The organism is Streptomyces sp. A01, from assembly GCF_059026195.1.
The window spans coordinates 287,746-308,451 of record NZ_JBWLKN010000002.1 but is presented as its reverse complement, the minus strand read 5'-3'; the positions used below and the strand labels follow the sequence as shown (position 1 = coordinate 308,451).

The window sequence follows — 20,706 nt, the reverse complement described above, 5'->3', positions numbered from 1 at the left end:
CCCGCCCCTCCCCGTCATGGAGATACGACACGTCATGCGCAGCTACTCCACGTACCTCAAGCCGGTCGCCGCCGTCAGCGGCCTCCTCGCCCTCGCCGGATCGCTGACGGCGTGCGGTACGACCGCCGACAAGAACGCCAAGGTCGTCACCGTCTACAGCGCCGACGGACTCAAGGGGGAAGGCGGCGACGGCTGGTACGACACGGTCTTCAAGGACTTCGAGAAGAAGACCGGCATCAAGGTCAAGTACGTCGAGGGCGGCTCGGGCGAGATGGTCCAGCGCGCTGTCAGGGAGAAGTCCAACACCCAGGCCGACGTGCTGATCACGCTGCCGCCGTTCATCCAACAGGCCGACGGCAAGGGCCTCCTCCAGGAGTACACGCCGCAGGGCGCGGAGAAGGTCGCCGCGGGCGACAAGGACGCGGACGGCAGGTGGACGTCCGTGGTGAACAACTACTTCGGCTTCGTCTACAACAAGAAGGAGCTGAAGCAGGCCCCGGAGGCCTGGGAGGACCTGCTGGACGAAAGGTTCAAGAACAAGATCCAGTACTCCACCCCGGGTGTCGCGGGCGACGGCACGGCCGTCGTCATCAAGGCGATGCACGACTTCGGCGGCAAGGACCCGGCGATGGCCTACCTGAAGAAGCTCCAGTCCAACAACGTCGGCCCGTCCAGCTCGACGAGCAAGCTCGCCCCGAAGGTCGACAAGGGCGAGATCCACGCCGCCAACGGCGACGTCCAAATGAACTTCGCGCAGTCCAAGTCCATGCCCAACCTCGGCATCTGGTTCCCGGCGAAGGAGGGCGGCAAGCCGACCACGTTCGCGCTGCCGTACGCGGCCGGCCTGGTCAACAAGGCGCCGCACACCGCCAACGCGAAGAAGTTCCTCGACTACCTGCTCAGCGAGACCGCGCAGAAGCAGGTCAGCGAGGTCGGCGGCGGCTTCTCGGCGCGCGGCGACATCAAGGCGACGGACGCGAACGCCGCTGCCCTCACCAGGATCATGAAGGGCGTCGAGGTCTTCAGGCCGGACTGGAAGGACATCGACGAGAACTACGAGGAGTACATCGACGCCTGGAAGTCCGCGACGGGCAACTGACGGCAGGGCTCTCCCCGTGGACCAGGGCTCGTCTTGGGCCTGGCCTTCGGAAGCGCCGATCCCATGGGCCTTTGGGGCTCTGGGGCTTGAAGAGCTGGCTGGCTCCGGCCGCGTGGCAGTCCGCCCGCGCAGCCAGAGCCAGAGCCAGCGACGGTCAGACGAGGTCGACCAGGTCCGCGATCGAGTCCACGACGTGGGTCGGCCGGTACGGGTAGCGCGCGATGTCGTCCTTGCCCGTGAGCCCGGTCAGGACGAGGAAGGTCTCCATGCCCGCCTCCAGACCCGCCAGGACATCGGTATCCATCCGGTCGCCGATCATGGCGCTGCTCTCGGAGTGCGCACCGATCGCGTTCAGGCCGGTGCGCATCATCAGCGGGTTGGGCTTTCCGACGAAGTAAGGCTCCTTGCCGGTGGCCTTGGTGATCAGCGCGGCTACCGATCCAGTGGCAGGCAGCGCGCCCTCCGGCGACGGCCCGGTGCTGTCCGGGTTGGTGGCGATGAACCGGGCGCCGTTGTTGATCAGGCGAATGGCCTTGGTCAGGGCCTCGAACGAGTACGTGCGGGTCTCCCCCAGGATCACGAAATCGGGCTCCACGTCAGTCATCACGTAGCCCGCCTCATGCAGAGCCGTTGTCAGGCCGGCCTCACCGATCACGTAGGCACTGCCGCCAGGGTGCTGGTCGTCCAGGAACTGGGCGGTGGCCAGGGCCGAGGTCCAGATGTTCTCCACGGGCACGTCGAGACCGATGCGGTTCAGCCGGGCGTGAAGGTCCCGCGCGGTGTAGATCGAGTTGTTCGTGAGAACCAGAAACGGGCGGCCCGACTCACGCAGCTTGGTGATGAAGGCATCCGCCCCAGGGACCGGAACGCCTTCGTGCATCAGCACCCCGTCCATGTCGGTGAGCCACGATTCGATGGGCTTACGCTCTGCCATGTTGCCGGTCTCCTGTACGCAAGGGCTTGCTGGGGCGCCGGGACGACTGTGTGCCGCGACGCCCCCAGCCTAGCCAGCGACGAAAGCCGGTCCCCATTCACCGAGGACCTGGCGGTGCACCCGCCACGGCAACGGGCTGCGCACGGCACCCGGACCACCAGGCCCAGGGGAAGCAGACCTGGCACAGCGCAGGGGCCGCACCGGCCCCTGCGAGAGAGGACTTTCGATGAAGGTCGGGCGTTCCGCGTTACTCACCTCCACCGTGCTCGCCTGCGTCGGCCCCGCCGCCGGGACGGCGGGAAGGTGAGCGCCCGCTGGCGGATCATCGCCGTGTGGTCGGGGCTGTGCCTGGCCGGCATCGCCGCCACCTCCGCCCTCAACGGCGGGTCCCCCACGGACACGTCGGACTCCCCCGCCGAGGAGCCCACGCCGGTGGTGACGGGCACGTACGCCGTCGACTGCCAGGAGATCGCCGACGAGATCGAACGAAACCGCGCCAAGGCCAGACGTGAGCGGCAGGAAGCGCTCAACCCCTCCGCGACGCCTCGGCATCGGGGCACAGCCGACCTCAAGATCGTAGCGGTGCCGGAGGAGTGCGGGGACGAACTCCGGGACCGGGGCCTGAAGACACGCTGAGCACGGCACTTACCTTGCTGGTCCTCACTGGCCTCGCGCGCACCGAAGAAGGTCGACCGGCACCCGTTCCGGCCTCCTGGGGCGGGGACCCGACCGCCGACCTCGTGGACCGCGTCGGGGACGGGCCGGGCGGGTCCGGGCACTCCGATCGGCCACCGAACGGAGTAACGCGGGCCCGCAGCGGATGCGGGCCGGGTAAGTGGACCGAACCCTGAGAACACAGGAGGTTCACTATGCGCTCTGCAACCCTCACCCTGTGTGCGGCACTGGCCGCGACGAGTGCGGCCGTCACCGCACCGGCCTCTGCATCCGCCGCCGACAACCCCTTGCCACCCGGCACGCTCTTCATCAGCCCGGCCCACGCGCAGCCAGGCGACGAGGTCGAACTGCGGGCCTGGGGCTGCGAGGGGCGGACGGGCGAAGCCGTGTCGAAGGCGTTCGTCGTGGACGCCCGGCTGGCACCCGGCGCCGGCGCCGACGGCGGCGGCCTCTACGCCGAAGTGATGGTCCGCTCAGCGGCCGCAGGCGGCACGTACGACGTCACGGTGCGCTGTGATGACAGGGACAAGGTCGCCGAGGCGCAGATCCACGTCGGCGGGGTGGGGCAGAAGGGCGACGCGCAGCAGCACGACGGCAAGAAGAAGCCCGCCACGGAGGAGGTGCCTCCCATGGCGCCCGTCCGGGCCGGGGGCGGTGGCACCGCCGCCAAGGAGCTCGCCGAGGAGAAGGCCGAGCGGGCGGAGAGGGCCGAGGAGGCCGAGAAGAACACAGCCTCGGGTGAGGTGGGCGTCGCCGAGGCGTACGGGCTGTCCCTCGCGGGCGGCACCGCGCTGACGCTCGCCGCGCTCGCCCTGTACCGGCGCAGGCACCCAGCCGACCGGTCGGCCGGCTGAGCGGCACGGGAGCGACGGCAGATGACGAAGGCGGGTTCTTCCAACGGTACGAGACTCCTCATCGGACTCGCCTGGGCAGTGCTGCTCGTAGCGCTGTGGCTGTGGGGACGGCAGGCGGGTGACGGCGTGCTGGCGGCCCCGACGACCGGTGATGTCGCCGCCGTCGGCCGCCCCGACACGCCCTCGCTGCCCCCGCCCCACGCACCGCTGGTCCCCTCCGGCCCTGAGCTCGTGGACATCGCGTCGGCCGACGTACGGGCCAAGGTCGTCGGCAGGGGGCTGGACGAGACCGGGGCGGTGGACCCCCCGCCGTACAGCGAGGCGGGGGACGTCGCCTGGTACCGAGGGGGCCCGCAGCCGGGCGCGGCGGGCGCGGCGGTCCTCGTCGGCCATGTCGACACGAAGACCGAACCCGCCGTCTTCTACGGGCTCAGCAGCGTGAAGCCGGGGGAGCGGGTGCGGGTCACCCGGTCCGACGGCTCGGTCGCCGAGTTCACCGTGGAGGACGTGAAGGTCGTCGCTCGCGACAAGTTCGACGCGAAGCGGGTCTACGGGCCGCGCACCGAGGGCCGCGCGGAGCTGCGGCTGATCACCTGCGGCGGAAGGTATGACCGGGCCAGCCGCTCCTACACCGCGAACGTCGTCGTCTCCGCCTACCTGACCGGCGTGCGGCACGGCTGACCCCGGGCAGCACGCCGCCCGCGGCCCGCGGCGCCGCACCCCTGTCATGGTTCCGCCCGCACGCCGAGGCACGGATCGCCGTGGTGGGTCCGCCGAAGCGTCGTCGTCCGTGCGCCGGTCCCTCCGGTAGTGGTCCATGCGGCGCGTAGGGCGTAGTCGCTGACGCCGCATCAGAGTGCGGCGGTGGCGGTCCGCGCCGGTTCCAGCGCGGCACGCAGGAGTGGCGCACACTTCGGTGGGCGCTGTGTTCGGTACGCGGGGGTACGCGGGGGCCTGGCGGCAACCGGGCCCGGCCGGTACGCCGCTCCCCCCGGAACACCGGCCGGGCCGGCCTCGACCGCGGGCGCCAGGGCTGCGGGAGAGGCCCGGCGCTGCGGGAGGCTGCCACGACCGGGGACTGGGGTCGTCTGCTGACTCTAGAACCGTGAACCAGCGGGACATAGGGCGAGATGACGCCAAGTCGCGAAACCGTAGCGCGGCGAAGCCGGGGTACAGGTTGCCGACAGACACCTGTGCGCCCGAAAAGGTGTGTATGGATTGATTTAATCAGTTTTATCCTGTGGAGTGTCCGTGAGACCCCGCGACAGACACCCAAGGGGGAGCGGATGTACGGCAGTCATACCGGCCGTCAGCGAGCGTTCGTCCGCGTGTCCTTGGCGGCGGCGGGAGCGCTGTGCTTGCTCTCGGGGTGCTTCGGCTCCTCCGGCTCCGCCGACGACAGCGGCAAGGACGGCGGTAGCGACGTCGGCAGGGCCGTCAGCGAGGACGTCAGTAAGGACGGCGGAAAAGACGTCAGCAGGGCCGTCAGTAAGGACGTCGGCAAGGACGGCGGTGGCAAGGACGGCGGTGGCAAGGACCCCGGCAAGCGTGCGGCGCCGCCCGGCCAGCGGCCGGAGTCCGTCGTGCCGTACTGGGTCAACCCGGACGGCGGTGCGGCCAAGCAGGCCGCCGCGTACCGCGAGGACGGGCGGGTCAAGGACGCCAAGCTGATCGAGAAGATCGCCGCCCAGCCGGTCGCCGAGTGGATCGGCGCCGAGGGCGCGAAGCGCCAGGCGCGTGGCTTCACCCACGCCGCCGTGAACGCGAAGCGGGACGCGCTGCTCGTGCTCTACAACATCCCGCATCGTGACTGCGGCCAGTACTCCAAGGGCGGCGCGGCCGACGGCGACGCCTACCGGGCCTGGCTGAACAAGGTGCTCAAGGGCATCGGGGACCGCCCCGCCACCGTCATCCTTGAGCCGGACGCGCTGCCCCATGTGGAGGACGGCTGCACCCCGCGGCGGTTCCACGAGGAGCGGTACGCGCTGCTCACCGAGGCGGTCGGCAAGCTCAAGGCGCGCCCGCGCGTGAAGGTGTATCTCGACGCGGGCAACCCGCACTGGATCACCGACCCGAGCCGGATGGCCGGGTCGCTGCGGCGGGCGGGAATCGACTTGGCCGACGGCTTCGCGCTGAACACGTCCAACTACCAGACAACGGCGGAGAACAGGAAATACGGCAAGAAGCTGTCGGCGATGGTCGGCGGCAAGCCCTTCGTGATCGACACCAGCCGCAACGGCAGAGGGCCCGCGCCCGGCAAGGAGGACCCGCAGGCGTGGTGCAACCCGAAGGGCCGCGCGCTCGGCGAGCCACCCACGACGGACACCGACGAGAAACTGGTCGACGCGTATCTGTGGGTCAAGCGGCCGGGTGAGTCGGACGGCCCGTGCAAGGGCGGCCCCAAGGCCGGCAAGTGGTGGCCGAAATACGCCCTGGAGTTGGCACGCAACGCGAAGTGAGACGCGTGCCGTCGTCGGCTCGGGTCCCCGGTCCCGGCTGACGCCACCGCGGTACGCGTCATGGCTGCCCCCACAGGGCCGGTCCCGGTTGGCGTCGCGTCGTCCGCGCGAGGGCGAAAAGGCGCGTCGCAGGCTGATGACCGGGGGAGGGGGCGGCGGGTGCGGTGGCCGCAGTGGCCGTGGTGGGGCCTGTGGGCCTCTCGCGGGCCGGAGTCAGTTGTGGTGGGCCGAGGAGCGCAGCCGGGTCCGGATGTTGTCGAAGTGGTCGCGTACGGCGGCTTCCGCCCGCATGGTGTCGCCCGACCTGACCGCCGCCAGGATCTCCCGGTGCTGCTCGTAGGTGACCTTCGGGTCGGGGTGGCCGTCCACCAGATCCGTACGCACCCGGTGGAAGGCGTCCCAGAACGCCTCAAGGACCTCGCTGAGCAGCAGGTTGTCCAGCCCTCTGTAGAGCGCGGCGTGAAAGGCCCGGTCCGTGTCGGCGCCGACGGGACCCTCGGCGGCCTCCGCCTCCATGCGCTTCACCAGCGTGTCGAGTTCGGCGAGGTCTGCCGCGGGGACCCGGCCGACCAGGCGCGCCAGCAGCCCGGTCTCCAGTGCTTCCCGCAGTTCCAGCAGCTGAAGCAGGCTGTCCTCGCCGCGGTAGTGCCCGGCCACGGTACGGAAGGTCAGGCCCTCGATCATCGGCGCCATCGACATCGGTCCCACGTAGGTGCCGAAACCGTGCCGGATCTCCACGATTCCCATCGCCTGGAGCGCCTTCAGCGCCTCGCGGACGGAGTTCCGGCTGACGCCGAGCAGCTCCATCAGCTCGGTTTCCGTGGGCAGCGGGGCCCCCGAGGGCAGCCGCCCGTCGATGATGATCCGCTTGATCCGCTCCTGGATGTCGCTCGCCATTCCGCGACTGTGCACCCGCCACCTCCGATTTGACCATCCCCTGGCCGCTGACGGGGGTGACCTGGCATCCCTGCGGAACGACTGTGGGCCCCCTCGTCGAAGACGAGAAGGCCCACAGTGTGACGTGCGCCGCCAGGGACTCGAACCCCGGACCCGCTGATTAAGAGTCAGCTGCTCTAACCAACTGAGCTAGCGGCGCGCGCTGACACTGAAAATCTTACCCGACGCAAAAGCGTGCTTTTGACCGCCGCCTTTCCCCGCGGTGACCGCACGGTGCGGTGCCGTGGAGGGAGCGCGATGCGGGCCCGCCCGGATCGCCGCGGTCGGGGCTATCGTGCGGGCGCATGGACATCATGGGACTGGCGGACGAGGCCTGGGCGCTGGCCACGCGCGACGAGCAGCGGCGCGGCCAGGGGGAATGGCTGGGACGGGCGTCCCAGCGGGCGCGGGACCCCGAGGGGGAGGGGTCCGGACCGGCGCGGTGTGTGCTGGGGATCGCGGGGGCGCCGGGAGCGGGGAAGTCGACGCTCGCGCGGGCGCTCGTCGCCGAGCTTGAGCGTGCGCACGGCGAGGGCCGCGCCGCGTACCTGCCCCTGGACGGCTTCCACCTCTCCAACGCGCAGCTCACGCGCCTCGGCCTGACCGAGCGCAAGGGCTCGGCGCCGAGCTTCGACGTATGGGGGTACGCCGATCTGCTGCGCCGGGTGCGCGTGGAGCGGGACCGGGAGGTGTACGTGCCCGACTACGACCGCACCCTGCACGAACCGGTGGCGGCCCGGCATCTGGTGCCACCCGGGGCCCGGCTGGTGATCACGGAGGGGAACTACCTGGCGTGCGACGAGCCGGGCTGGCGGGAGGCGCGGGAGGCGATGGCGGCCGTGTGGTACCTGGAGACGCCGGATGAGGTGCGGCGGAAGCGGCTGGTCGAGCGCCAATTGGCGGGGGGAAGGGGCGGTGCGGCGGCGCGCGCCTGGGTGGCGGGGAACGACGAGCCCAATGCCGAACAGGTCAAGCGGTCCCGGGCGAACTGTGACCGCGTCCTCGCGCCGCTTGGTATGGACATGACCAATCCGCAGGACTAGTCTGCGCCTTGGTCTAGACCGCGTACGACCCCGCATGCGACCGCACGTATGACCCCGCGTACGTCCCCATGCAAGACCCCACGAACCCCCCCCATCACGCACCCCCCATCACGCGCGCACCTCACACGCATCCCCACACGCATCCCCACACGCGTCACCACACCAACCCCCCACCCCTCTCCCACGCGTCCCCCCCCACGCTTTCAGGAGTGAAGCATGCGCGAAAAGATCAGTGCGGCCCTCGTCGGGCTCGGTATCGCGGGAGCGTCCGTCCTGGTGACCGGCGGAGCCGCCACCGGCCACGGCTACAGCGACGCGCCCCCCAGCCGCCAGGCGCTGTGCGCCAAGGGCACGGTCAAGGACTGCGGAGCCATCCAGTGGGAGCCGCAGAGCGTCGAAGGACCCAAGGGCTTCCCCGGTGGAGGACCCGCCGACGGCAAGATATGCAGCGGCGGCAACAGCCGGTTCGCCCAGCTCGACGACCCGCGCGGTGGCAAGTGGCCCGCCACCAAGCTCAGCGCCGGGCAGGGCTACAGCTTCACGTGGCGGCTGACGGCACGCCACTCCACCACCGACTTCCGCTACTTCATCACCAAGGCGGGGTACGACCCCAGCAAGCCGGTCACCCGTGCCGACCTGGAGCCCCAGCCCTTCCTGACCGTCCCCTACAGCGGTCAGCAGCCCCCGGCGACCGTCGTGCACCAGGGCACCGTCCCCACGCAGAAGAGCGGCAAGCACCTCATCGTCGCCGTCTGGAACGTCGCCGACACGAGCAACGCCTTCTACGCCTGCTCGGACATCCAGCTCTGACGCGGCTCCCGTCGTGCGCCCCCGGTGGCGGGTTCCGACGATCGAATTCGGCCGCCGCGCGCTGACGCCGTGACCTCACGGTGCGGTGCGCGGGCCCGGCGTGCCGCCGCCGGCCGCTCAGCTCATGGGCGGCACGCCGGGCAGCTCAGGCAGGGCGGACCGGTCTCCGGACGTCGTACGCCACGGCCGCCCGCCACCTCGCGGAAACCGCAAGGGCCTCTCCCACACACCCGGAGAGGCCCTTCAGGCCGTCGTGACGCGGACGGGCATCCTCGCTACGGTGACGCTCACGACGACTTGGGGAGGGCATATGGAGCCGGTGACAACGGGTGTGCTGATCGCGGCGATCACCGCGATGGGCAACGGTGCGGCGGGCGATGCGGGGAGGCGCGCGATGGACGCGCTGAGTTCCCTGACCCGCCGCGCGCTCCGGCGCGGTGACGATGGTGGACCGGAGCCGGTCACCGTCGCCGCCGGTGATCCCGCGCGGCTGCGTGACCTCGCCGACCTGCTGGTCCTGCGGGCCCAGGAAGACCCGCGGTTCGGCAGCGACCTCGCCGACTGGCTGCGCCGGCACGCGCCGGAGCAGGCGCGAAGCGGCGGTGTGCACAACTCCGTGTCCGGCAACGTGACCGGCCCGGTGATCCAGGGCCGGGACTTCACCGGGCCCCTCACCTTCGGAGCGCCACCGCGGTAACGCCCGTCGACGCCCGGCCCGTTGGCAAGCCCGTTGGTATCAAGCTCGTTGGCAACCAGCCCCTTGACACCCAGCTCGTTGACCCGGTCTCGGTGAATCAGGCCCAGGTGCAGCCCCAGGTCTCGTCCTCTGGTCACGTCCTTGCCGTACGGCTCGCGCCGAGGCGCTGGTCTCGCGGGGGCGCCGGCCAGTTCCGGGGTGGACCGGGCCCGGCGCGGCGTGCTCGCCGACCGGACCCGACTGCCCTCGGTGGTACATGCCTTCATCCCTCGTATCCCAGGAGTGTGCGTGATGGGCAGTGGCAGCAGCGACGGAGAAAGTGGCAACAGCGTCCAGGGCGGGGGCGGCCACGAGGGTGGCCGCCGGACCGGCGGTTTCGACTACGTGATCGTGGGGGCGGGCTCGGCGGGCTGCGTGCTCGCCTCCCGGCTCTCGGAGGACCCCACCGTGCGGGTCGCCCTGATCGAGGCGGGCGGGTCCGACCGCAAGGCGGAGATACGCATTCCGGCCGCCTTCCCCAAGCTGTTCAAGACGGCGTACGACTGGAACTTCAGCACCAGCGCGCAACCGCACCTCGGCGGCCGTGAACTGTACTGGCCACGCGGCCGCACCCTCGGCGGGTCCTCGTCCCTCAACGCCCAGATGTGGGTACGCGGCCACCGCGACGACTACGACGCCTGGGCCGAGCGGGCGGGCAAGGGCTGGGCGTACGACGAGATCGTGAGCTACTTCCGGCGGGCCGAGCGGTGGATGGGCAAGGAGGAGGACAGCGGGGCGCACGGCACCGAAGGACCGCTGTGTGTCTCCCCGCCGCGTGACCTCAATGTGCTCACCCCCGCGTTCCTCGAAGCCTGCGCGGAAAGGGGCCTGGAACACGTCACCGAGTTCAACGGGCCCGACCACAGCGGCTACGCGGTCAACCCGGTCAACCAGCGGCTCGGGCGCCGGATGAGCGCGGCCGACGCCTATCTGCGACCGGCCAGGCGCCGCCGCAACCTCACCGTCTTCACCAACCGCCAGGTCAAGCGGATCTTGTTCGACGACGCCGTACGGGAGACGAGCGGCGGCCTGCGGGGCGGCGGCACCGGGCGGGCCATCGGCGTGGAGACCGGCGGCGGCAGCCGGATCACCGCCCGCCGTGAGGTGATCCTCAGCGCGGGCGCCATCGGTTCGCCTCAGTTGCTCATGCTGTCCGGCATCGGTGACGCCGAGGAGCTGCGGGCGCTCAACATCAGCGTGCGCTCCGAGCTGCCCGACGTCGGCCGTCACCTCCAGGACCACCTGTCCGTGCCGGTGCCCATGCGCGCCAACCGCCCCGTCACCCTCACCGGGGCCGACACCTTCCCCAACCTGCTCCGCCTGCTGTTCACCGGGCGGGGTCCCCTGACGTCCAACGTCGCCGAGGCCGTCGCCTTCATCCGGTCCCGCGAGGAACTGGCCGCCCCCGACCTGGAGGTGGTCTGGGCTCCGGTGCCCTACATCAACCACGGCCTCACCCCGCCCACCGAGCACGGCGTGACCCTCGGCCTCGTCCTGCTCCAGCCCGCGAGCAGCGGCCGTATCAGCCTGGTCAGCGCCGACCCGGCCGTCGCACCGAGGATCGACCCCGGGTATCTGTCCTCCGACGCCGACCTGACCGCCATCATCACCGGCCTCCGGTTCGTCGAGCAGCTGTACGACACGGAGGCGCTGCGCCCGCATGTCGGCGCGCCGCTGCCGCCCTGGCCCGGCACGGTGAGCGACGAGAAGCTCGCCGAGACCGTCCGGAACATCGCGGAAACGCTGTACCACCCGGTCGGTACGTGCCGCATGGGCACCGGCGACGACGCCGTCGTGGACCCGGAGCTGCGGGTACGCGGCGTCTCCGGGCTGCGCGTCGTGGACGCCTCCGTGATGCCGGTCATCACACGCGGCCACACCCACGCCCCCACCGTGATGATCGCGGAGCGGGCGGCGGACCTGATCCAGGAGGCCCGTCTGGAGGGGGCGAGCCTGAACCGCGAGCCCGAGGCCACCGGATGACCGCCGGGCGCACCACGGTCGGCGCCCGGATCACGGCCCCCGCGCCCCGTTGCGCTTCCACCGCCCCGCCGCCCGGACGCGCCCACCTGTGACCTGCGGCCCCGGCACCGCCGCACGCGGCGTGCGCGCCGCGCCGCGCGCGGTACCGCCGGGGCCCCATGGCCTGGCGGTCCGGAGGGACTTCCGTCACATCACCCTGTTCCCTGCCGGAACTGCCCGGAGGTGATCCACCCCGTGGGCGTAGGGTTCCTTTGGGCAGGACGCCGTAAGGCGGCGCAGGTGGAGAGGGGTGGGACCGCGATGTCGCGTGTCGGCATCGGACCCGAGCCGGTGAAGACGGCCGCACAGCGGCCGGGTGCGGAGGGGGACGGCCGCGAGGCCGGACGGCGGGCACGCACAGCGGCGCCGGGCACGCGCTACCGCGCGGTGCTGGCGCCCCTCGTTCTCGGGCTCGCCTTGCTCGCCACCTGGGACGTGGTGACCCGTACCGGCACGGTTTCCGCTTTCTTCCTGCCCTCACCGGGCGCGCTGGCCCGGCACTTCACCCACGAGCTGCTGCACGGCACGCTGCTCGACTACACCCGGCAGACCGTGTGGGAGAGCGCGGTGGGCAGCGCCATGGGCATCGGTGTCGCCCTGCCGCTCGGCTATCTCATCGCCCGCAGCCCGCTGGCCGCCGCCGCACTCCAGCCCTACCTCGCCGCTTCCCAGGCGATCCCGGCCGTCGCCCTGGCGCCGCTGCTCGCGCTGTGGCTCGGCTACGGGCTGCTGCCGATCGCGGTGCTCTGCGCGCTGCTGGTCTTCTTCCCGATCCTGGTGACCACCGTGCTGGGGCTGCGCGGCCTCGATCCTGACGTGCTGGCCGCCGCCCGGGTGGACGGCGTGGGCTGGGCGCGGATGCTCTGGCACATCGAGCTGCCGCTGGCCCTGCCGAGCATTCTCGCCGGTGTACGCAACGGGCTGACGCTGTCCATCACGGGCGCGGTGGTCGGTGAGTTCGTCATGGGCGGCGAGGGCCTGGGCCAGTTGCTGTCCGTGCAGCGCGGGGAGGCCGACACCCTCGGCCTGTTCTCCACCCTCGTGATGCTCGCGCTGCTCGCCGCCGGTCTGTACGGGCTGGTCGGCCTGCTCGAACGGTATGTGCGGCGGTAGCCGGGCGCACCGCGGGCCGGGCCCCGCCACCAGGCGCCGACGGGGGGCGCCCCGGCCGGTGGCCAAGTGTTTCAGAGAACTCAGAGAGCTCAGAGAACGTGTTGGGCAACTGCCGACAGATGTGAGGAGTACGTCGTGGTGAGCACCTTGAGGCCGTTCACGCGGGGAGCGGGGCGGGCGCGCGGCCGTCGTCTCGCGGGGGCGGTACTCGTCCCCGTGGTGGCCGCCGCCACCCTGACCTCATGCGCCGATGACCCCACCGAGAACCGGGTGAAGGGCGCCCCGACGGTGAAGGTCGGGCTCACGTACACCCCGAACATCCAGTTCGCGCCGTTCTACGTGGCCCAGAAGCAGGGCTTCTACAAGGACGCCGGGATCAATGTGGACCTGCGGCACCACGGCGCCGCGGAGGACCTGTTCAGCGCCATGAAGGCCGGCAAGGAGGACGTGGTCTACGCGGGCGGGGACGAAATGCTCCAGGCCAGGGCGAAGAACCTGCCCGTGGTGGATGTCGCCACGCTCTACCACTCGTACCCGGTGGCCCTGCTCGTCCCGGAAGACTCCCCGATCCGCAGCGCCGCCGACCTGCGCGGCAAGAAGGTGGGGACGCCCGGCCCGTTCGGCGAGACGTACTTCGGCCTGCTCGCCCTGCTGAAGGAGGCCGGGCTGACGAAGAAGGACACCGACGTCCAGTACATCGGCTTCACCCAGCAGGCCGCGCTCAAGGGCGACAAGGTCGACGGCGTCATGGGCTACGTCAACAACGACAAGGTGACCTTCGACCGGGCGGGGCTGCCCGTGCGGGCCGTCTCGCTCAGCGCGCGCGGCGGCGGCCAGTCCCTGGTGGGCGTCGGCCTCGGCGCCCTGGAGAAGACCCTGGACAAGCGCCCCGGCGACATGAAGAAGTTCCTGGCGGCGACGATGCGCGGCGTGCAATACACCATCGACCACCCGGACCAGGCCGTGAAGGACAGCGAGTCCTTTGTGCCCGGTCTGGCCGACGCCAAGCGCCGGGACACCGCGCGCGCCGTGCTCAAGGCCACCGCGCCGCTGCTGCGCGACGAGGACGGCGCGCTCGGTGAGAACGACCCGAAGGCTTGGCAGCGGATGGCCGCCTTCATGAAGGAAGCGGGCCTGCTGGAGAAGCCCCTCCCGGCCAAGGACGCGTACGACAACGCGTACCTCCCGGCCCCTGGGACGTCGGGGCGGGCCGGGAAGAAGAAGTAGCGACGAAACGGCGGAACGACGAAAGCGAGACCTCCCCGAATCTCTTCGGGGAGGTCTCGCTTTTCTGTCATACGAAGTGCGCCGCCAGGGACTCGAACCCCGGACCCGCTGATTAAGAGTCAGCTGCTCTAACCAACTGAGCTAGCGGCGCCTGCTGACGACGTAAATACTACCCGGTCCGCGGGAGTGCTCCTGACCATGCACTTTCCGGCCATTGTCCCGGCAGCCGGCAGCCATCCGGTGGGTGCCCACCGGCCAGGGCGGACCGGCCGGGGGAGCGGGGGCCGGTCTCAGAGCGTGAGGGACGGCAGGACTCAGAGCGTGAGGGACAGCAGGACCGGCGCGGCCTCGCGATTGAGCGCGTACGCCGCTTGCCGCAGCCGGTGCGCGTTCTCGATCGGCATCGACAGCGCGAGACAGCCCACGGACCGGCCCGCCGTGATCGGGACGGCGGCGCACACCGTGCCCACCGCGTACTCCTGGAGATCGAGGACGGGAACGGTGGCGGGCTGGCTGTCCAGCTTGCTGAACAGGACGCGCTCATTGGTCGTGGTCCGCGAGGTCAGCCGCACGATCTTGTGCCGCGACAGGTGATCGCGGCGCCCGTCGTGGTCGAGCTGCGTGAGCAGGCACTTGCCGACCGCGCTGGCGTGGGCGGCGGACCGGAAGTCCACCCACTCGTTGACCTTGGGCGTATGCGGCCCGTCCGCATACTGGGTGATCTTCACCTCGCCGTCGATGTACCGGCTGATGTAGACGGCGGCGCCCACGGTGTCGCGCAGCGCGGTGAGGGTGCGCTGGAGCTTGTCGTGGATGGCCTTGGTGCGGTCGCCGCCGCTCGCCCCGAGGAGGAGCAGCGCCTCGCCGGCCACATAGGAGCCGTCGCTGACCTGCTCCACATAGCCCTCGCGGCGCAGCATCGCCAGCATGTGGGCCAGGTGGCCGGTGGGCAGCCTGGTCTGGCGTGCGATCTGGGCATCGGTGACACCATCGGAATGGCTGGAGACCATCTCCAGCACGCGGAGGGCGTACTGCACCGAATGCAGTGGTGCGGTCGGCTCGGGCTTCGGCGCCACGGTTTCCCCCTACCAGGTTGTGACCGCTTGCGGTGTCGCTGTCGCTGCTGGTCACGGGCGAGGGACAGTCCGTACCGCGTTCCTGGCAGCTGAGCTTCGTACCACGATAGCCGCCAAGCGGTGGATGTGGCGCGGGTGTTGAACGAATTGGTGACGCACCCCATGCCGATATGCAGGGGCACGTCACCTGTGGCATATGCCACCGTCATGTCACCGACGTGGTGACGGATATTTTCAGCCGTTAAAGCACCGCGCTCAGGAACTCGCGGGTCCGCTCGTGTTCCGGCTCGGTGAAGATCTTCTCCGGCGGCCCGGACTCGATCACGCGGCCCGCGTCGAACATCAGGACATCGTCGGAGATGTCGCGCGCGAAGTTCATCTCGTGCGTCACGCACAGCATCGTGATGTCGGTCGTGTGGGCGAGGTCGCGCAGCACATCGAGTACGCCCGCGACCAGCTCCGGGTCGAGCGCCGAGGTCACCTCGTCGAGCAGCAGCACCTGCGGCCGCATCGCCAGCGCGCGGGCGATCGCCACGCGCTGCTGCTGCCCGCCGGAGAGCTGGGTGGGGTACGCGTCGCACTTGTCGCCGAGGCCCACCAGATCGAGCAGCTCGCGCGCCCGCTGGTCGGCCTCGTCCTTGCTCATCCCGAGCACCTGTACGGGCGCCTCGGTGATGTTGCGCAGCACCCGCATGTTCGGGAACAGGTTGAACTGCTGGAAGACCATGCCGATCTTCTTGCGCACCTCGCGGGTGTGTTTCTCGCCCGCCGGGACCAGCTTGCCGTTCTTGGTCTCGTGGGTGAGGTAGTCCCCGTCGACCTTGATGGTGCCCTCCTCCGGCTTGAGCAGGGTCATCAGTAGCCGCAGGATCGTCGTCTTGCCGGAGCCCGACGGGCCGATCAGTGTCACATGCTTGCCGGAGGCGACGGTGAAGTCGAGATTGTCCAGGACCGTGTTGGCACCGAATCGCTTGGTCACGTGATCGAAGCGGATCAGTTCGGCGCCGTCCACGGCGGGGTTCGGGTTGATGGCTTCAGTGGCCAAGACGACGCTCCAAGGCTCGCATGAGAAGTGATGCCGGATAGGCGATGAGGATGAAGGCGATGCCGACCATCGTGTACGGCTCGATGTACTGGAAGGAGGTGGAGCCGTACTGGCGGGCGTTCTGCAGCATGTCGGCGGTGCCGATCAGGGCCAGCAGCGGAGTGTCCTTGAGCATCGAGATGACGTAGTTGCCCAGCGCCGGGATCACCCGGCGGACCGCCTGCGGCAGGATCACGGCGAGCCAGGTGCGGCCGCGGGGGAGGCTGAGCGCGGTGGCCGCCTCCCACTGGCCCTTGGGCACGCCGTCGATACCGGCCCGGTAGACCTCGGCGGTGTACGTCGAGTAGTGCAGGCCGATCGCGAGGATGCCGGTCGTCAGCGCCGAGAACTTGATGTCCCAGGTCGGCAGCACGTAGAAGAAGAAGAACAGCTGCACGAGCAGCGGGGTGTTGCGGATGAACTCGACGACGGCCACCACCGGCCAGCGCACGAAGCGGCTCGGCGAGCGGAACGCCATCGCCCACACCAGGCCCAGCGCGAAGGAGAGCACCGAACCGAGCGCGGTCGCCTGCAGCGTGATGAGAAGGCCGTCGAGCAGCTCGGGCCAGAAGTCCTTGGCCACCTCCCAGTCCCAGCTCATACGGCACCTCCAGCGCTGGAGGAGACGTCGGTCTGCTGGCGGATGTCGAGCCTGCGCATGACGCCGGCGCCCTTCTCGGGCGCCTGCCCGATGTTCGCTTTGGCGCGCCGCTCAAGGAGCCGCATCAGCCGGGTGAGGATGAAGGCGAGCACGAAGTACAGAACGAGGACGATCGTGTAGATCTCCAGGCTGTCGCCCGTCGCCAGCCGGGAGAGCTGCGCGGCGAAGGTGATGTCGGCGACGCTGACCGCGGAGACCAGCGCCGTGCCCTTCAGCAGCTCGATCAGCAGGTTGTTGAAGGGCGGGATCATCTCGGGGATCGCCTGCGGCAGGATGACCAGCCGCATCCGCTGCCACGGCGAGAAGCTGAGCGCGATGCCCGCCTCACGCTGGGCCGGGGCGACGGCGGCGACCGCCCCGCGCACGACCTCGGAGCCGTACGCGCCGTACGAGAGTCCGAGCGCGAGCACCGCTGCCCACATGGGCACCAGCTGGATCTCGAATGCCAGCGGCATCACGAAGAACAACCAGAACATCAGGACCAGGGCCGAGGTGCCGCGGAAGACCTCGACGTAGAAGCCGGACACGAACCGGACGATCCACAGCCGGTGGGTGCGGGCGAGACCGGCGGCGAAGGCCATGACCGTGGCCAGTGCGGCGCTGTACAGGGTGAGCTGGATGGTGATCCAGATGCCGGGGAGAAGCCAGTGTTCCCACAGTCCCGCTGTCATTTACACAGCTCCTCTGCGGTGAGGTCGGTCATCTCCGCCTTGGTGAAACCGAACGGGCGCATGATGCGCAGCAGTTCGCCGCTCTTCTTCATCTTGTGCAGCTCGACGTTGAAGGCGTCGCGCAGCTTGGTGTCCTCGGGCCGGAAGGCGAAACCCCCCGCTCCGTAGGCGGGTTTGCCGTCGACGACGGGCTGGAACGCCTCGGTCGCCTCGGCCTTGCGGCTGTTCTTCTGGTCCACCACGCGGCTCACGGTCAGGCTCGTACCGGCGAAGACGTCCACCCGGCCCTGCTCCACCGCGAGAAGGCCGGCCAGCTGGTCGGGAAGAACGGTGATCTCACCGCGTTTGACCCCCGCGGCCACCGCGTACTCGATCTCCGCGTAGGCGGTGCCGCTGGCCATCTTGGCCCCGGACTTGACGATGTCGTCGTAGTTCTTGAGGTTCTTCGGATTGCCCTTGCGGACGATGAACCGGTCGGGCATGAGGTACTCGGGATCAGTGAAGATCACCTGCTCACACCGGTCGGGAGTGATGTACATGCCCGCCGAGACCACGTCGAACTGCTGAGAACGCAACCCGGGTACCAGCGAACCGAACTCGGTCGGCACGGGCTGAAAGCTGCGCACGCCGAGTCGTTTGAAGATGACCTTCGCGATCTCCGGCGACTCGCCGGTGATCTCACCGTCCTTATCGATGTACCCGAAAGGTGGTTCGCTGGCGATTCCGAGCCGCACCGTTCCCTGCGACTTCAGCCGCTCCAGCAGATTGCCCCCGTCCTTGGCGTCAGCGCTGGAGACGCGGCTGCAGCCGACCGCTCCGAGCAAGCCCAGAGCCGCGCCGCCCGCAAGAAGCGAGCGTCGCGCGATCTCTTTCCCGTTGTCGTTCCCTCGTGGTGGAGCCATGGGCGCGCGGCTACCCGGCTCTCATGAAGTTATGCGGATCGTTTCCAGCCCTTGATGTAGGCGATGCTGAGACCGTTGCGTTCCGCTTGCGGCAGGATTGACGAGGAACGACGAGAGGAGCAGTCGGTGACCGACCGATTCATTGAAGTCTCGCTCGACAAGCGCGGAGTGAGCTGCACGGCGAAGCTGCTCGACGACCGCGCCCCCATCACCTGCGACGCCGTGTGGAACGCGCTGCCCCTGGGCAACGACGTCTACCACGCGAAGTACGCGCGCAACGAGATCTACACCCTGCTGCCGCCCTTCGCCCCGCAGGAGCCGCCACTGGAGAACCCGACGATCACCCCCATCCCCGGCGACCTGTGTTATTTCACCTTCACCGGGACACAGCTGGGCACCGCCTCCTACGGTTACGAGGCGGCCGACGCCGCGCTGTCACCGGCGGCCGCCGCGCCCCGGGAGACACTCAAACGCCCCGAGCAGCACCAGGTCATCGACCTCGCGCTGTTCTACGAACGCAACAACCTCCTGATCAACGGAGACGCCGGATGGGTGCCAGGCATCGTGTGGGGCGCCGTCGTCGACGGCCTCGACCGGATGGCCGACGCCTGCCAGGACCTGTGGCGCGCCGGAGCCATCGGCGAGACCCTCAACTTCCGCCGGGCTTGACGCCCGCCGGCAGCCTCCAGGCCCGGGCTTGATCCTCCGGGCGGGTTCGACGGAGAGCCCGTCCGGCGATCGATGGCCGGGACACAAAGACGCCAGTCGCCCTGGCGCGGTGAACGGATGTGCCCCGCCAGGGGCGCGGGTAACTGCGCGCCCAGCCACAACGCACCCGTACTCCGCGACGCACGGACACGGACCCCCGCTCCCCTCCGCACGATCCGCCGGACAGGGCCCACGCGGGACACGGCCTACGAGGGCACCCGTACCCCGTCAGCGAGACCCGCCTCGTACAGCGCGTGCGCGACCCGCAGCACCAGCCCGTCCGCGTGGCGTGCGGCCACCAGCTGCACCCCGATCGGCAAGCCCTGCGACGACAGCCCGCAGGGCATCGAAGCGGCGGGCTGCTGCGTGAGGTTGAACGGGTACGTGAACGGCGTCCAGCCCGTCCACCGGCGGTGGCCCGAATCCTTCGGCACCTCCACCCCCGCCTCGAAGGCGGTGATCGGCAGCGTCGGAGTGACCAGCAGGTCATAAACGGTATGGAAACGGCCCATGGCCTGCCCGAGCGCCATCCGCACGTCCACAGCGGCGAGGTAGTCCAGGGCGCTGTAACCGGCACCCTCGGCGCAGATCTCCCGCAGCCCCGGGTCGAGCAGCTCCCGCTGCTTCTCGCCGAGCGGCTGTACGACGCGCGCCGCCCCGCTGAACCACAGCGCGTGGAACGCCCGCACCGGGTCGCTGAACCCCGGGTCGATCTCCTCCACCGAGCAGCCGAGCTCGACCAGCAGGTCCACCGCGTGGCGCACCGCCGCCGCCACCTCGGGATCGACCCCGGCCCCGTCCAGGGTGGGGCTGTAGGCGACCCGCAGCCCGTCGAGTCCGCCGGTGGCCGCCTCCCGGAAGCTCTCGGCGGGCGGCGCGAGCTGCGACCAGTCCCGCCAGTCAGGGCCGGTGATCACGTCCATCAGCAGCGCCGCGTCCGCCGCGTCCCGCGTCATCGGCCCGACATGGGCCAGCGTCCCGAACGGGCTCGCCGGGAAGATCGGCACCCGCCCGTACGTCGGCTTCATCGCGAAGATCCCGCAGAACGACGCCGGGATGCGCACCGAGCCGCCGCCGTCCGTGCCCAGGCTGAGCGGCCCGGCGCCGAGCGCCACCGCCGCCGCGCTGCCGCCGCTCGACCCGCCCGCGGTGCGCCCCGGGTCGTACGGATTGCCGGTCACGCCGTGCCGGGGGCTGTCCGTCACGCCCTTCCAGCCGAACTCCGGGGTCGTCGTCTTGCCGAGGAAGACCGCGCCGTGTTCGCGCATCCTGGCCACCGCGGGCGCGTCCTCCGGCCAGGCCCTGCCGTCCGCTTCGACCGTCAGCGAGCCGCGCAGCGTCGGGCCGCCGCGCAGGGGCAGCAGGTCCTTCACCGTCACCGGGACCCCGTCGAGCAGTCCACCGGGCTCGCCCCGCGCCCAGCGTTCCGCGGACGCCTCCGCCTGCCGGAGCGCCGTCTCGGCGTCCACCCGGGTGAAGGCGTTGATCTCGGGCTGGACGCGTTCGATCCGGTCGAGTGCGGCCCGGGTCGCCTCCACGGGGGAGGCGGTGCCCGCCGCGTAGGCCGTCATGAGTTGAACAGCTGTCAGGTCGCAGAGATCGGTCATCCAGCCCTCCGGGCGAGTTGGCGCGAGTGATGCCGGTACGGCCCCGGGCTCGCCGTCCGGCCCCGCGCGCGCCGGGCCGGGGGTCACCC

20 protein-coding genes and 2 tRNA genes are annotated in these 20,706 nt (G+C 70.3%); 12 read left to right on the top strand and 10 right to left on the bottom strand.

The genetic code is table 11. The features are described 5' to 3' along the window. The first annotated feature begins 16 nt into the window (after positions 1 to 16). A complete protein-coding gene (locus AC5P1B_RS03690; RefSeq protein ID WP_493884703.1) occupies positions 17 to 1,099 on the top strand; it encodes a 2-aminoethylphosphonate ABC transporter substrate-binding protein in 1,083 nt (360 codons plus the stop codon). Positions 1,100 to 1,253: 154 nt separating this feature from the next. On the opposite strand, the gene AC5P1B_RS03685 is transcribed toward AC5P1B_RS03690, so the two are convergent. Continuing rightward, positions 1,254 to 1,994 (bottom strand): HAD-IIA family hydrolase, encoded by a 741-nt coding sequence (locus AC5P1B_RS03685; RefSeq protein ID WP_493884848.1) that lies wholly within the window; start codon positions 1,992 to 1,994, stop codon positions 1,254 to 1,256. Positions 1,995 to 2,336: 342 nt separating this feature from the next. On the opposite strand from AC5P1B_RS03685, the gene AC5P1B_RS03680 reads away from it, so the two are divergent. From AC5P1B_RS03680 to AC5P1B_RS03665, 4 genes are all read left to right on the top strand, one after another. Continuing rightward, positions 2,337 to 2,669 carry a hypothetical protein gene (locus AC5P1B_RS03680; protein ID WP_493884702.1) on the top strand — a complete coding sequence of 111 codons (333 nt, stop codon included), beginning with the start codon at positions 2,337 to 2,339 and terminating at the stop codon, positions 2,667 to 2,669. Between the two features lie 233 nt (positions 2,670 to 2,902). Beyond that, positions 2,903 to 3,562 (top strand): hypothetical protein, encoded by a 660-nt coding sequence (locus AC5P1B_RS03675; RefSeq protein WP_493884701.1) that lies wholly within the window; start codon positions 2,903 to 2,905, stop codon positions 3,560 to 3,562. A 21-nt stretch (positions 3,563 to 3,583) separates the two neighbouring features. Then, entirely contained in the window at positions 3,584 to 4,243 is a 660-nt protein-coding gene (locus AC5P1B_RS03670; protein WP_493884700.1) for a class F sortase, read from the top strand. A gap of 605 nt (positions 4,244 to 4,848) precedes the next feature. Further along, the gene (locus AC5P1B_RS03665) at positions 4,849 to 6,021 is read left to right on the top strand and encodes a glycoside hydrolase family 6 protein (RefSeq protein WP_493884699.1); all 1,173 of its coding nucleotides are present in this window, start codon (positions 4,849 to 4,851) and stop codon (positions 6,019 to 6,021) included. 213 nt (positions 6,022 to 6,234) lie between these two features. On the opposite strand, the gene AC5P1B_RS03660 is transcribed toward AC5P1B_RS03665, so the two are convergent. Further along, entirely contained in the window at positions 6,235 to 6,918 is a 684-nt protein-coding gene (locus tag AC5P1B_RS03660; protein WP_493884698.1) for a FadR/GntR family transcriptional regulator, read from the bottom strand. A 125-nt stretch (positions 6,919 to 7,043) separates the two neighbouring features. Continuing rightward, positions 7,044 to 7,117 (bottom strand) — tRNA-Lys (locus AC5P1B_RS03655). 145 nt (positions 7,118 to 7,262) lie between these two features. On the opposite strand from AC5P1B_RS03655, the gene AC5P1B_RS03650 reads away from it, so the two are divergent. The 6 genes from AC5P1B_RS03650 (at position 7,263) to AC5P1B_RS03625 (ending at position 13,908) form a co-directional block, all read left to right on the top strand. Continuing rightward, positions 7,263 to 8,000 carry a nucleoside/nucleotide kinase family protein gene (locus AC5P1B_RS03650; protein ID WP_493884697.1) on the top strand — a complete coding sequence of 246 codons (738 nt, stop codon included), beginning with the start codon at positions 7,263 to 7,265 and terminating at the stop codon, positions 7,998 to 8,000. 216 nt (positions 8,001 to 8,216) lie between these two features. Beyond that, positions 8,217 to 8,810, top strand: coding sequence for a lytic polysaccharide monooxygenase auxiliary activity family 9 protein (locus AC5P1B_RS03645; protein WP_493884696.1), 594 nt, complete (start codon positions 8,217 to 8,219; stop codon positions 8,808 to 8,810). Positions 8,811 to 9,120: 310 nt separating this feature from the next. After that, positions 9,121 to 9,507 (top strand): hypothetical protein, encoded by a 387-nt coding sequence (locus AC5P1B_RS03640; RefSeq protein ID WP_493884695.1) that lies wholly within the window; start codon positions 9,121 to 9,123, stop codon positions 9,505 to 9,507. A gap of 291 nt (positions 9,508 to 9,798) precedes the next feature. Beyond that, positions 9,799 to 11,529, top strand: coding sequence for a GMC family oxidoreductase (locus AC5P1B_RS03635; protein WP_493884694.1), 1,731 nt, complete (start codon positions 9,799 to 9,801; stop codon positions 11,527 to 11,529). Between the two features lie 618 nt (positions 11,530 to 12,147). Next, a complete protein-coding gene (locus tag AC5P1B_RS03630) occupies positions 12,148 to 12,681 on the top strand; it encodes an ABC transporter permease (protein WP_493884847.1) in 534 nt (177 codons plus the stop codon). Positions 12,682 to 12,819: 138 nt separating this feature from the next. Next, on the top strand, positions 12,820 to 13,908 hold the full coding sequence (locus tag AC5P1B_RS03625) for an ABC transporter substrate-binding protein (protein ID WP_493884693.1): 1,089 nt from the start codon (positions 12,820 to 12,822) through the stop codon (positions 13,906 to 13,908). 77 nt (positions 13,909 to 13,985) lie between these two features. On the opposite strand, the gene AC5P1B_RS03620 is transcribed toward AC5P1B_RS03625, so the two are convergent. The 6 genes from AC5P1B_RS03620 to ehuB all read right to left on the bottom strand — a co-directional run bounded on the left by AC5P1B_RS03620 (position 13,986) and on the right by ehuB (position 18,302). Beyond that, a tRNA-Lys gene (locus tag AC5P1B_RS03620) sits at positions 13,986 to 14,059 on the bottom strand. Between the two features lie 163 nt (positions 14,060 to 14,222). After that, positions 14,223 to 14,984, bottom strand: coding sequence for an IclR family transcriptional regulator (locus AC5P1B_RS03615; protein WP_493884692.1), 762 nt, complete (start codon positions 14,982 to 14,984; stop codon positions 14,223 to 14,225). A 241-nt stretch (positions 14,985 to 15,225) separates the two neighbouring features. Further along, complete coding sequence (gene ehuA / locus AC5P1B_RS03610; protein ID WP_493884846.1) at positions 15,226 to 15,996, bottom strand: ectoine/hydroxyectoine ABC transporter ATP-binding protein EhuA; 771 nt, start codon at positions 15,994 to 15,996, stop codon at positions 15,226 to 15,228. 22 nt (positions 15,997 to 16,018) lie between these two features. Next, complete coding sequence (ehuD, locus tag AC5P1B_RS03605; protein ID WP_493884691.1) at positions 16,019 to 16,669, bottom strand: ectoine/hydroxyectoine ABC transporter permease subunit EhuD; 651 nt, start codon at positions 16,667 to 16,669, stop codon at positions 16,019 to 16,021. Continuing rightward, on the bottom strand, positions 16,666 to 17,400 hold the full coding sequence (gene ehuC / locus AC5P1B_RS03600; protein WP_493884690.1) for an ectoine/hydroxyectoine ABC transporter permease subunit EhuC: 735 nt from the start codon (positions 17,398 to 17,400) through the stop codon (positions 16,666 to 16,668). The genes ehuD and ehuC overlap by 4 nt, the downstream gene beginning before the upstream one ends. Continuing rightward, complete coding sequence (ehuB, locus tag AC5P1B_RS03595; protein WP_493884689.1) at positions 17,397 to 18,302, bottom strand: ectoine/hydroxyectoine ABC transporter substrate-binding protein EhuB; 906 nt, start codon at positions 18,300 to 18,302, stop codon at positions 17,397 to 17,399. Before ehuB ends, ehuC begins: the two co-directional genes overlap by 4 nt. A gap of 126 nt (positions 18,303 to 18,428) precedes the next feature. Between ehuB and AC5P1B_RS03590 the strand changes: the two genes are divergently transcribed. Then, on the top strand, positions 18,429 to 18,971 hold the full coding sequence (locus AC5P1B_RS03590; RefSeq protein WP_493884688.1) for a DUF3830 family protein: 543 nt from the start codon (positions 18,429 to 18,431) through the stop codon (positions 18,969 to 18,971). 245 nt (positions 18,972 to 19,216) lie between these two features. On the opposite strand, the gene AC5P1B_RS03585 is transcribed toward AC5P1B_RS03590, so the two are convergent. After that, positions 19,217 to 20,617 (bottom strand): amidase, encoded by a 1,401-nt coding sequence (locus tag AC5P1B_RS03585; RefSeq protein ID WP_493884687.1) that lies wholly within the window; start codon positions 20,615 to 20,617, stop codon positions 19,217 to 19,219. Positions 20,618 to 20,706 lie beyond the last annotated feature (89 nt).

Bases quoted from the DNA above. Each gene is read 5' to 3' on its own strand.
- ehuC (WP_493884690.1), bottom strand. From the start codon at position 17,400: ATGACAGCGGGACTGTGGGAACACTGGCTTCTCCCCGGCATCTGGATC.
- AC5P1B_RS03690 (WP_493884703.1), top strand. From the start codon at position 17: ATGGAGATACGACACGTCATGCGCAGCTACTCCACGTACCTCAAGCCG.
- AC5P1B_RS03670 (WP_493884700.1), top strand. From the start codon at position 3,584: ATGACGAAGGCGGGTTCTTCCAACGGTACGAGACTCCTCATCGGACTC.
- AC5P1B_RS03630 (WP_493884847.1), top strand. From the start codon at position 12,148: ATGGGCATCGGTGTCGCCCTGCCGCTCGGCTATCTCATCGCCCGCAGC.
- AC5P1B_RS03640 (WP_493884695.1), top strand. From the start codon at position 9,121: ATGGAGCCGGTGACAACGGGTGTGCTGATCGCGGCGATCACCGCGATG.
- AC5P1B_RS03650 (WP_493884697.1), top strand. From the start codon at position 7,263: ATGGACATCATGGGACTGGCGGACGAGGCCTGGGCGCTGGCCACGCGC.
- AC5P1B_RS03685 (WP_493884848.1), bottom strand. From the start codon at position 1,994: ATGGACGGGGTGCTGATGCACGAAGGCGTTCCGGTCCCTGGGGCGGAT.
- AC5P1B_RS03665 (WP_493884699.1), top strand. From the start codon at position 4,849: ATGTACGGCAGTCATACCGGCCGTCAGCGAGCGTTCGTCCGCGTGTCC.
- ehuD (WP_493884691.1), bottom strand. From the start codon at position 16,669: ATGAGCTGGGACTGGGAGGTGGCCAAGGACTTCTGGCCCGAGCTGCTC.
- ehuB (WP_493884689.1), bottom strand. From the start codon at position 18,302: ATGGCTCCACCACGAGGGAACGACAACGGGAAAGAGATCGCGCGACGC.
- AC5P1B_RS03660 (WP_493884698.1), bottom strand. From the start codon at position 6,918: ATGGCGAGCGACATCCAGGAGCGGATCAAGCGGATCATCATCGACGGG.
- AC5P1B_RS03645 (WP_493884696.1), top strand. From the start codon at position 8,217: ATGCGCGAAAAGATCAGTGCGGCCCTCGTCGGGCTCGGTATCGCGGGA.
- AC5P1B_RS03585 (WP_493884687.1), bottom strand. From the start codon at position 20,617: ATGACCGATCTCTGCGACCTGACAGCTGTTCAACTCATGACGGCCTAC.
- AC5P1B_RS03635 (WP_493884694.1), top strand. From the start codon at position 9,799: ATGGGCAGTGGCAGCAGCGACGGAGAAAGTGGCAACAGCGTCCAGGGC.
- AC5P1B_RS03675 (WP_493884701.1), top strand. From the start codon at position 2,903: ATGCGCTCTGCAACCCTCACCCTGTGTGCGGCACTGGCCGCGACGAGT.